The following is an 11,362-nucleotide window of genomic DNA, read 5'->3' on the forward strand; positions in this document are numbered from 1 at the left end:
GATTGGATCAATGAATTCTGGTACTACGACCCGCGAACGGACGATCCTCGGTTTGACACTTTCGCCACCATTCAGAAACTGCGAGCTGTCCGTTGGGATCGGGCGATCCTATTCACGAACAGTCTGAGAACGGCGTTGCTGGCCGTGGCTGGAGGGATTCCCGAACGAATCGGTTACGCCCGAGATGGCCGCGCTGCGCTTTTAACACATCCTTTGCCGGTTCCTCGCGATGGACGAAAAATTCGCCGGGTACCGATGGTGGACTATTATCTCGGTCTCGCTCGGGCGATTGGCGCGAACGGCGACGATCGGCATCTGGAACTTCCGCTAAGCCTTTGGGGAGAAGTGTGTGCCGACCGGGTATGGAAGGACCTGAATCTCCCCACTCACGGGCCTGTGGTTGCCATGCATGTGGGGGGAGCCTTTGGAGCATCCAAGTGCTGGCCGCCCAGTCATTTCGTCCAGCTTGCCCGCCGCATCGTTACCGATACTCCCGCGTGGGTGCTCTTTGTGTGTGGTCACCGGGAAAGGGAACTCGTTCGCCAGATCACCAGGGAGGTGTCTGAGTCCAGGGTCGTTTCCATGGCGGATCAACCTCTGGATTTGCAAACGCTGAAATCATGTTTGCACCGTTGTACAGCGATGGTTTCCACCGATAGCGGTCCCCGCCACATGGCCGCTGCATTGGGCAAGCCGGTGGTTACGCTGTTCGGTCCGACCTGGCCGGTGGTTACGGCAAATCCCACCGTGGAATCGGTCGATCTCCAACTTTCATTAGACTGCATCCCCTGCGGTCAGCGTCGTTGCCCGCTGGGCCATCACCGGTGCATGGTGGAATTATCCCCGGAAATGGTATTTCAGGCGCTTCTGCCGTTTATCAGCCGGGCACGATTCCGGAGCGTGGCCTGATACAGCCGGGAGACGAGAATGAATCGGCCGCCGATCAGCGTGGTTATTCCCTGCAAGGATGAGGAAACGCACCTGGTGGACTGTGTCCGATCTGTACTCGGCTGGGCAGATGAAATCCTGATCGCAGACAGCGGATCCACCGACAAGACTTTAGCCATTGCCCACGATTTTTGCGAAACCTATCCCGAGGTCTGTCGATTGGTCCAACGCGAGTTCATCAGTTTTGGCTCGTTCAAGGGTTGGGCGGTCAACCAGTGCCGGCACGATTGGGTTTTTGTTTTGGATGCCGATGAAAGGATGACACCGGCGCTGCGTCGGGAAATTGACAAAGTGCTTTCAAAAAGCGATCGTCCGGATGCATTTCTCGCAGGATTTGAGCACCGGTTTCTCGGATATCGCATCAGGCACGGGAGTTGGAACCATAAAGTTGTCCGCCTCTTTCGTAGGTCCGTGGCCAATTACGATGCGAAGGCCGTCCACGAAAAAGTTGTTGTTTCGACAGGCAGAGTTGGCGTCTTGAAAGGGCGCGTTGAACACTGGACATGCACCTGTTTGGACAAGTGGTATCAAAAGAAGAACCGATACACAACGGCGGGAGCCCTGGAGAGGTGGAAGCGGGGCAAGCGGACTCACCTCTGGGATTTGGCCCTTCGTCCGATCGCGGTGTTTGTCAGGGGATATATAGTTAAACTGGGGTTTCTAGATGGGCTAGGCGGCTTCTTAGTCGCCGTTGATGATGCCTTCACGGTCTTTCAGACGTACCTCAAACTTTGGGCGATTGCACACCAACGAGCGTCGGAAGGGCTTTCGACTCCTTGGCCAACAGCAGTTGTTCAGCCGACACTCCCCAAAAAGAGGGGCACTCTATCCACACAAGGGCTGTACTAGAGTCGAAGCGTTCTATCGTGGCATATTTGCCCACGTATCAGCATGCCCTGCTAAAGCTGAACGTCTTCGTGTGATCAAGAAAGCCTCCTAACTCGGCAGGAGGAACAGACAGGCTCGTCCCACCTCTCACCCCTCGCACCGAAATTTTCGAATTTTCCGACAAAATTTACCTCGACGTTCGCGTTTTTCGATCCGGTTCTGGCTGAACCCTCCGAGTTCGAATCTAATGCGAGCTTTTTACTGACGATTACTTCTGTAAGAACAATGTGAAATGCGACGAACTTCGGCGGCATACCGTTTCTATGGCATTCAAGGGCAAGGACGGTATGTACCGGTCGCAGCCAGCGGGACGGGGCTTGGGGAATAGGCACGCCCCGTTTTTTTGAGCAGGTCGGCGGCAGTTAGCGGTGTTCAGGGATGGTTCACATCTTAGGCAGTGGTTAGGAAAAGGAGTTCCCCATGAGGTGCCGAGCTTCCGGGATGAGGCTTTTCATTGCGCTGATACTATCAGGGTGGGTCGCTTTTCCGCGCCCGGGATCGGCCGGCGGCTTCAATGATCTCACGGAGACGCGTCTTCGCCAGCTTGAGGAGGAAACACAGCGTCTGCGTGCCGAATTGGAAGCGCTTCAGGCCACGCAGCCAGTAGCCCTTCCGCGGGTGACTGGTGACCCCGTGGCCTTTGAAACGGAAGCAGCCCAACCTGCAGCTCCCTCGATGGATGAGATCCGGGCGGAAATGAAGAAGCTCGCGTGGACGAAAGGGGATATTCAGATCATCCCTTATGGGTACCTGTGGGCCACTACGTCGTATGAAACACTCCATTCTAACATCGGTGACTATACACTCTACGTGTTTTCGCCGGACGATCGTCCGGAAGGGGCCTGGCACGTGGACGGCAAGTCAACGCGGTTGGGTATCGACTTCGTTGGACCGATGTTGCCGCGATTCGGCTGTGCCCAGACCGGCGGGAAAGTGGAACTCGATTTTCAAGGAGCGTTTCAGACCGAGAACCGCGGGACGGTCCTGCTTCGTCACGCCTATGTCGAAGTGAAAAACGAGTACTTCCGCCTGCTGGCAGGTCAAACCTGGGATGTCATTTCACCGCTGCTTCCGGGCACGATCATGTATTCAGTAGGCTGGGGGGCTGGAAACATCGGATATCGGCGCGCCCAGTTTCGGGCTGAGCGCTACTACCATTTCTCTGACGTATTGCTCGTCACAACACAGGCGTCTATCAATGCTGACATTGCATCCGACATCGCGGGAAATGTGGTGGCCGAGCACGCTGAGTGGCCCGTCATTGAAGGTCGATTAGGTTTTACCGTCGGCCCCCGGGGCCCCGGTGAGCATCCTCTTGAATTTGGTGTTTCGGCGCACATCGGTGAGCAGATTTTCTACCTCCCTGGTCCACCGGTCACCGAGGAAGACTTCCGAACCTGGTCCTTCAACGTGGATGTGAAATTTCCCATCACCCCGCGATTTGGCGTCCAGGGCGAGTTCTTTACAGGGGAAAACCTCGGTGCTTACCTGGGTGGAATAATTCAGGGCGTCAACCTTGCCAGGGGGAATACGATCCGCGCCACCGGTGGGTGGGTGGACGTGTGGTACGACTGGACGGATCGGCTTCACAGCCATGTAGGTTATTCGATCGACGACCCATTCAACCAGGATCTCAGTCCCGGCCAGAGGAGTTATAACCAATTCTATTTTGCAAACATCACGTATGATGTGACGAAGAAGTTCATCCTCGGTTTCGAGGTGCAGCAATGGAAAACAAACTGGGTCGCCAAGTCGCCTGCCGACAGCACCCGGTTTGAGGTCATGGTACGATACGGGTTCTGAATGGTACGATACGGGTTCTGATTCGCGATCACCTGTCAAACGCCATCCCCGGCCGACCCGAACCCTCGGTCGGCCGGACGTCTTGACCATGGTGCTAATTGTCGACCACACATTGCCACAGCGGCTCCGTTTGAGGAGTCCGCCCCTGCAGCGCGCCGGAGAAAAAACTGTCACCGGTTTTGCGAGGCAGGAAGCTCAAATGAGGGCGCAGGCGAAACGGTCGCCAGCACGAATGGGCCAAAGTATTTCCGGGCCACTCGTTTGACATCTTCCAGTGTCACCGCCTTGATCCGCTCGTCGAATTTCTTGTCGTAGTCATACCCAAGCCCGTACAGCTCATCGAGCGCAGCCTGGGTGGCCTGGGCTGCGATGGTGATGTTCTGCTGGGCGTGGTAGGAGATGAGTAATTCCTTCGCCCGTTCGAATTCCTCGTCAGTGATCTCGCCCTGTTTGGCCTTCTCCACATTCTTCAGCACCCGCTGCACCACTTCAGCAAGTGTGTCCGGTCTCGTTTGCGCCATAATGACGAAGTAACCCGGTGCCGGGCCGGTCGATTGAAAGGCGTGGACCCCATAAACCAGCCCTGCCCCGCGCAGTTCCTCATGCAACCAGCCGCCCGGGTAATCATATCCCGACATGATCGTGTCGAGGACCATCATCGCCGTGTAGTCGGCCTCGTCGCGAATGCTCGGCCCGGGATATCCCATGAGGAGCACGGCCGTCGGTTTCTGGACTTGCTTGTGGCCGGTAACGAGATTGGGTATGGCGTTGTTGCGATCAAATGTGATCTTTGGGGCATCTGCCGGCGGTGTGAGCTTTCCGTACCATTTTTCCACCATGTCCACGGCCTCGTCGGGATTGATGTCTCCAAACACCGCGACCACCATGTTCGCGGGATTGAGCAGCACTCGATGGTACTGCTTAATATCGTCCAGCGAGAGCCGCTCCACGGTTTCCCGCTTCCCGCCGGTCAGAATGTGATAAGGTGAATCCGCAGGAAGCAGGTCGGCGAAAAGCTCCTGTGCTTCCGCTTGAGGACTCGCGCTTCGCTGGGCGATTGCATCCAGCACCAGTTTCTTGACTTTGGCAAATTCGCCCTCGTCAAATCGCGGTTCCAGCAAACACTCCGTCACCAGGTCTCCCGCCTTCGCGAAATTTTCTTTCAAAATGTTCAGACTGGCGACAACCGTATTGCGACCGGGGAGAAAGCCCACGCGAGCATCCAGATCGTCGAACAGTTCGGCAATCTGGTCCGCTGTATAGTTGCGAGTGCCCTTGTCGAGCATTCCCGCAAGCAGTGCCGTCCTGCCTGCTGTTTCGGGCGTATCCAGGAGATTGCCGCCAAGAATGGCCACCTGCATGGTGACGATCGGCAATCGGGCCTGCCGCTTGACCAGCACGCGCAATCCATTCGGCAAACGAACGAGCCGTATGTCTGATTCTTCGCTTTGCAGCCCCTCGGATGCGGTTTTGGGTGCGCGCCCCAACGGAGCAATGACGACCTCGTTGAGCCGATCCGGAACGAAATACTTGCGTGCCACCTCCCGAAGCTGCTCACTGGTGACCGATTGAATGCGTTCTGTATAGAGCTTGTCGAAGAGCGGATCGCCGGTGGCCAGATAGCTTCGTGCAAGACTTTCCGCGGTGGCCTGCAGACTTTCTCTTTCGAAGATCCAATCGGAAACTTTTTTCTTTTTGGCCCGGGCGAGTTCATTCTCGGGAACCAGTTCATCGCGAAGACGATACACTTCTTCGAGAATGATGCGTCGGACTTCCTCATAATTTTCCGGCGGACAGGTGGCCAGGATTCCAAACCACCCTCGAACGTACTCTGGCGTCGCACTGGCTGCATCGACGCGGAGAGCGAGGGGCTTCTCTCGTTGCAACCGCCGAACCAGGCGTGACGATTCGCCGCGGGCCAGGATATCCGCCAGAACATCGAGGGGATAAAGGTCGGGATCGGTCAGCTTCACAGTGGGCCAGGCGATGGCAATGTCCGTGGCGTCTCCTTCCATCTCCCGAACCGCCCGCCGCGGAGTCACTTGGGGCGGTTCGTCTCCCAAAGCGATGTAAGTCTCCGCTGCCCGGGGAATCCCCCGATACTGTTCTGCGATCTGCTGGATAACCTCATCTGTCTGAACGTCACCTACCACCACGAAGACCTGATTGTTGGGAATATAACGCGCCCGATAGAACTGGATGATCGCCTCGTTGCTGGTGTGGTTGAGCACGTCCAGATAGCCGATCACCGGATGGCGGGCCGGGTGCACCAGGTAAAGGGTTTGATTGAGCAATTTCCACAGCACGCGGGACCGACTGACTTCCCCGTCGGCCAGCTCCTGCTTGACCACCTTGAGTTCCCGCTCGAACTCCTTGGGTTCAAATGCCACCCGCTGCATGGCATCAGCCAGCAGCTCGATGACTTCTTTGACGTGGCGCGCCGGACAATCGATGTAGTAGCAGGTGAAATTCGTGGTTGTATACGCGTTGGTCTTGCCGCCAAATCGATCGATAATGGCGGCGATCTCCTTCTCCGTCCGCTTGGTTGTGGTTCCACCGGCCACAACATGTTCCAGGACATGGCTGAGTCCCGCCCCCAGGTGCTCGGCTTCGTAAATGCTTCCGGTGTATTTGACGTAACATCTCACGGTGGCCGCCTGGACGGTATGATTCTCCTGAACAATGATCGTCAGCCCGTTGGAAAGTTCCGCCACTGTCACGCCCTGTGGGTACACCTGGCGCTTGACGACCGTGGGCACACCCTGATCAGCTTCCGATGGGGATTGGGACATTCCAGCAGTGTTCATACTCACCATCGCGATCATGCTGAGGCCGAGAGACAAAAAAAACTGTCCACGTCGCATCACGTTCGCTACAGAAAGCGTTTTCCTTGTCATCGGATGATCTCCATCGCAATAGCCACTCGGTTGGCGTCAACCCGTTTGGGTTTAACCTGTTCATTATTACGCCCGGGGGTTCGCCGTCCACCCACGGCGGGCTGTGGTCACAGTGGGTGGATCGCCGCCACCCTGGTGAGCACCCGGTTCACGCGGCTAAAGGCATCTTCCGTCCCCGTTTCTTGCCCGGAGGTTGGTGTGTCTGATATTATAGGCCTTAATTTTGGACCGATTCGTACGTACTGCGCATGAGCATGAGGCCGAAGTGCTCCATGTCAGAACCACTGAGGATTCCCCCACGAAGCCCCGAGTTGATGTCACCGCAGGACACGGGTCTCCTGGTCGTCGATGTCCAGGAGAAGCTCGTTCCCCACATTGACGATCATGAAAAGGTCGTCTGGAATATCAGGCGGCTTCTGGATGCCGCTCAGATTCTTGGTGTCCGCGTGCTGGCGACGGAACAGTACCCCAAGGGCCTGGGACCGACCGTTTCACCATTGCGGGAGCGGCTCGGGCAGATTCCGGAAAAGCTCATGTTCAGTTGCCGCGAATGTTGGTCACTCTTCGAAGAAGCAGAAAAGGCCGGATTGAGTCGGCTGCTCATCTGTGGCATCGAGGCCCATGTGTGCGTCCAGCAGACGGTATTGGACCTCCTCGCGGCAGGCTGGCGGGCATACGTGGCCGCGGATGCCGTGGGATCGCGGCACCGGCTGGATTACGAAATCGCGCTTCGCCGGATGGAGCTGGCAGGGGCCGTCATCACGACCACGGAGGCCGTGCTTTTTGAATGGTGCATCCGCGCGGGAACCGCTGAATTCAAACAGATCAGCCAGCTTGCACGGGAATTTCCGCCAGGCGAATCTGTTGCATCGTCTTGAGCATTCGCACGCCCAATCTCGGATGGACAACTGGTCCCCTTGTCGCTACAGTGCAGTGGTGTTATCTTTTCACAAATAGTAACACCAACGTGATGTGGCTGAGGGCAGGCGAGCGCCGCCAGATGGTACCAGGAAGCGTTTCTTGCCGAAGCGAGCAGGTGGTGCGTGCGAGAGCTCGCCGAGTATCCGCCACAGGTAGAGGCGCACGGCACGTTCTGGACCCCTGAGAAACTGCGAGGTTGTGTCATGAAACGAGCGCTGATGATCGTAGCGTGGATGTGCTGGATCGGTTGGAGCTGGATCGCTTTCGCCGAGCTTCCGCGAAGTCCTCTCTATCTGGTCGGAGTTGGCCCCGGTGATCCGGATCTCATCACGCTGCGGGCTATAGAAGCCATCCGCCATGCAGACATCATCTACTGCACAGATGGATTGGAAAAGAAATTCGCGGACTATCTCGCCGGAAAGCAGGTCATCACGGGCTACTGGCGGCTTTTCGAGTACTATGGCCAGGACATCAACTCGCTTCCCGAGGCCGAGCAACCACGTGCCCGAGCTCTTGCAGAGAAAAGGAACGACTTCATCTCGCAGGTGCGGCAGGCCGTCGCACGGGGGAAGGTGGTGGCCATTCTCGATAGCGGCGACCCGCTTATTTACGGGCCATGGGCCTGGTGTCTGGAAGAGTTTGCGGATCTGAAGCCGGTGGTCGTGCCCGGGGTGAGTTGTTTCAACGCCGGTAATGCGGCACTCCGCCGAGGCGTCACCAATGCCCCAAAAACCAAATCGGTGATCCTCACGGCTAATGATTGGCCAGGGAAAACAGACACCGTGGAGAGTCTCTCCGTCCATCGAGCCACCATGGTGATCTTCACAATGCGTGCGGAGTTCGACTATTTCATTGAGAAGCTCAAGACACATTATCCGCCCGAAACACCCGTGGCCATCGTCAAATACGCTGGTTATCAGGGAAAGGAGGAAGTGATCGAGGGCACGCTCGCCACGATTCGCGAGCAAGTGGACCCTAAATCCCTGCCGTTTGAATACTTGATCTACGTTGGCGATTTTCTCACTTACCGCCAAAAGGCGCCTGCCCGTGTATCAGCGGCGAACCCATCGGCGGTGGGATCGGTGAGCGCCGGGACGAGCGTATCCACTCGTTGATGCAGTTTTCGGGCACCAGCAGGAAGGAAGCCACTCCTGGGAACAACCGACGCGGGCATGTGGTGTGATGCCGCGTGCTCCCATAGGGCAGGCCGCATCCCCCCAGCGGTCCTGCCCGTTTTTCTTCAAAGCGTGGTCAATGAAGCAACACGCCGCCTGGGTTGCCGGTGGCCTGCTTGTCGATTCGCGCGGAGAGGAATAGAGTGACGAGAGGGAACAGCCTGGTGAACGGCGATTCGATTCGCGCGAATCTGCTCATTTTCTTTTTTGAAATTTAAGGCAAACGATAACGGAGGGAACCGTGGCGACTGAGGCTTCTCGGCAGGAACGAACCACACAGGGGCCCCTGGGAGAGCTGGCCGCGCGCGTACCGCCTCACAGCGTTGAGGCGGAAAAAGCCGTACTGGGGAGCATTTTGCTCGACCCACGCACGCTGGACGATGTGGCCACAGTGCTCGTGCCGGAAGATTTTTACGTGGACGCTCATCGGCGGATCTATGGACGGCTCCTTGAGATGCACGCCGCGAACCGCACGATCGACTTGATGCTCCTGGTTGAAGAGCTGCGGCGGCACGGGGAATTCGAAGCGGTCGGCGGTGCCCCCTATCTGGCGGAAATTGCCCAGTCCGTAGCCGTGGCCAGTCATGCGGTGTATTACGCGGAAATCGTGCGCAATCATGCGTTTGTGCGGGCGTTAATTCAAGCGGGGACGGATATTGTTCGCGACGCGTTCGATTTGAGTCTGGAGCCCCGGGAGATCCTCAATCGAGCCGAGGAGCGAATCCTGGCGGTTCGCGATCGCCGATCTACGGGGGACGTCGTGCCTGTGAGCGACGTGCTCTTCGAAGCCTTTCAGATGATCGACCGGCGCATGCAGGGGGAAGCCACCGGGGTACCGACAGGTTTCACCGACCTCGACAAACTGACGGGAGGCCTGCATGATTCGGAGCTCATCATTCTGGCCGCCCGGCCAAGCATGGGAAAGACGGCCCTCGCCACGAACATCGCGGAACATGTGTCCGTGGACGCGGGATTGACGACGCTGTTTGTCAGCCTGGAAATGTCTCGTCTGGAATTGATTCAGCGGATGCTTTGCTCCCGGGGAAAAATAAACGGCCATAAGTTTCGCAGTGGTTTTCTTTCCGCAGAAGACAGGGAAAAACTTGTTCGAGCTGCCGGCGAGTTGAGCCGCGGAAAGTTGCTCATTGACGACTCACCGAGTCGCACAGTGACAGAGATCGCTGCGGTGGCCAGACGCCTCAAACGACGCGAAGGGTTGAGGCTCATTGTCATCGACTATTTGCAATTGATCGAGCCGGACAATCCCAAGGATCCGCGTCAGGAGCAGGTGGCGAAGATCACGCGGCGTCTCAAGACCCTCGCCCGGGAGCTCAAGATTCCTATTTTGTGCCTGGCGCAGCTCAACCGTCAAACGGAAGTTGTCAAAGACAACCGGCCCCGGTTGAGCCACCTCCGCGAGTCGGGCGCCATCGAGCAGGATGCCGATGTGGTCATGTTTGTCCACCGCGAAGAGTACTACCATACCCGAGAGGAAGCGCAAGCTCGGGGACTGTGTGGTTTGGCTGAGGTTATTGTGGCCAAACAGCGTAACGGTCCCGTGGGGGATGTCAAACTCACCTGGCGTGAGGAATTCACTCGATTCGAGAATGCAGCGCCTGCGGACTATAGCGAAGTTGCCTACGGTGACTTCGCCGAGGATGCCCCGTTTTAGGGGATACTGGGCACTTCCAACTCACGCTCGACCAGCCGCGGTTCGCACGAACTGAGCCCCATTAATCGGTGCTCTTCACGGTCCGGCAAGCTATAATGGACGAAGATTGAACTGCCGCTACGGAACAGGCTTGAGGTCTGTGCTCCTGCCGGAGATCGGCCCAGAATAAGCCGGGTGCATTCGGGGCGGCGGTGCAATCGATCGTCATGTTCCACGTGCGTCGAACTGCGACATTTTGATGGGGCTTCCATCGCATGAGAAAGATCAACAAGCGCTTCGTCCTCATTCTCACGGCAGTGGTCGTCCTGCTGGGAGTGGGCACCTATTTCCTGCACGGTTACCAACTGCGGAGAAATGCCAGGGTCTTTCTGGATCGGGCGCAAGAAGCTCTCAAACAGGGTCGCCGCGACGTGGCGGCCAAAAACTTTCAGTGGTACACGGAACTGGCACCACACGACCTTGACGCCCAGCAACAGTTCGCGGAACTGCTCATCGACCTGCAGGCTTATGGGCCGGCGTATTTTCGCCTGGAAACAATTCTGCGGCAGGACCCCGAGCGCACACAAGCCCGCAGAATGCTCGTGGACGTGCTTCTCAACATAGGACGGTTCCGCGATGCGGAAGAGCATTTGGAGCAATATCTGCTCAAAGTGAATCCCGATGATGCCGAGCTATTAACCAAGCTCGCCCGATGCCAGCGCGGCCTTGGCCAGTCGAGGGAAGCGGTGCGGACACTTGAAAAGGCCATCCATTTGCAGCCAGACCTGGCGGCCGCTTATGCGCAACTGGCTGGAATCTATCGCTATGATCCCGATCTCAAGGATCCGCAGAAGGCCGACGAGTGGATCGCCAAAATGCTGGCCACGGTCAAGAATGAGGAAGCGCTGCGGACGGCCGCCATATACTATTACCAGTCCGATCGATATGATCAGGCTCTCCAGTACACCAGGGATATCCTGGCAAAGGATAACGATGATGTGGATTTTCTGATTCTGGGGGCGGATTGCGCCCGGCGGCTCGAGCAGTTAGATCTAGCCCGTACCTGGGCAGAGAAGGCC

The 11,362-nt window shown here is 57.2% G+C and carries 8 protein-coding genes; 7 read left to right on the top strand and 1 reads right to left on the bottom strand.

Annotation, left to right across the window (positions count from 1 at the left end):
- The 3 genes from waaF to H5U08_RS02950 form a co-directional block, all read left to right on the top strand.
- The coding region (gene waaF / locus H5U08_RS02940) for a lipopolysaccharide heptosyltransferase II (RefSeq protein ID WP_297029917.1) at positions 1–909 on the top strand (909 nt) is incomplete at its 5' end.
- Between the two features lie 18 nt (positions 910–927).
- Positions 928–1,797, top strand: a complete 870-nt coding sequence (locus tag H5U08_RS02945; protein WP_297029919.1) for a glycosyltransferase family 2 protein — start codon at positions 928–930, stop codon at positions 1,795–1,797.
- 459 nt (positions 1,798–2,256) lie between these two features.
- Entirely contained in the window at positions 2,257–3,639 is a 1,383-nt protein-coding gene (locus H5U08_RS02950; RefSeq protein WP_297029920.1) for a hypothetical protein, read from the top strand.
- A 170-nt stretch (positions 3,640–3,809) separates the two neighbouring features.
- On the opposite strand, the gene H5U08_RS02955 is transcribed toward H5U08_RS02950, so the two are convergent.
- On the bottom strand, positions 3,810–6,536 hold the full coding sequence (locus H5U08_RS02955) for a pitrilysin family protein (RefSeq protein WP_297029923.1): 2,727 nt from the start codon (positions 6,534–6,536) through the stop codon (positions 3,810–3,812).
- Positions 6,537–6,808: 272 nt separating this feature from the next.
- On the opposite strand from H5U08_RS02955, the gene H5U08_RS02960 reads away from it, so the two are divergent.
- From H5U08_RS02960 to H5U08_RS02975, 4 genes are all read left to right on the top strand, one after another.
- Positions 6,809–7,414: a hydrolase gene (locus H5U08_RS02960; RefSeq protein WP_297029925.1), complete on the top strand. Its 606-nt coding sequence runs from the start codon at positions 6,809–6,811 to the stop codon at positions 7,412–7,414.
- A gap of 246 nt (positions 7,415–7,660) precedes the next feature.
- Positions 7,661–8,572 carry an SAM-dependent methyltransferase gene (locus H5U08_RS02965; RefSeq protein WP_297029927.1) on the top strand — a complete coding sequence of 304 codons (912 nt, stop codon included), beginning with the start codon at positions 7,661–7,663 and terminating at the stop codon, positions 8,570–8,572.
- Positions 8,573–8,873: 301 nt separating this feature from the next.
- Positions 8,874–10,304 carry a replicative DNA helicase gene (dnaB, locus tag H5U08_RS02970; RefSeq protein WP_297029930.1) on the top strand — a complete coding sequence of 477 codons (1,431 nt, stop codon included), beginning with the start codon at positions 8,874–8,876 and terminating at the stop codon, positions 10,302–10,304.
- 254 nt (positions 10,305–10,558) lie between these two features.
- A partial coding sequence (locus H5U08_RS02975) for a tetratricopeptide repeat protein (RefSeq protein ID WP_297029932.1) occupies positions 10,559–11,362 on the top strand: 804 nt, incomplete at its 3' end.

It is taken from the genome of Thermogutta sp., assembly GCF_014359955.1.
GTDB lineage: Bacteria > Planctomycetota > Planctomycetia > Pirellulales > Thermoguttaceae > Thermogutta.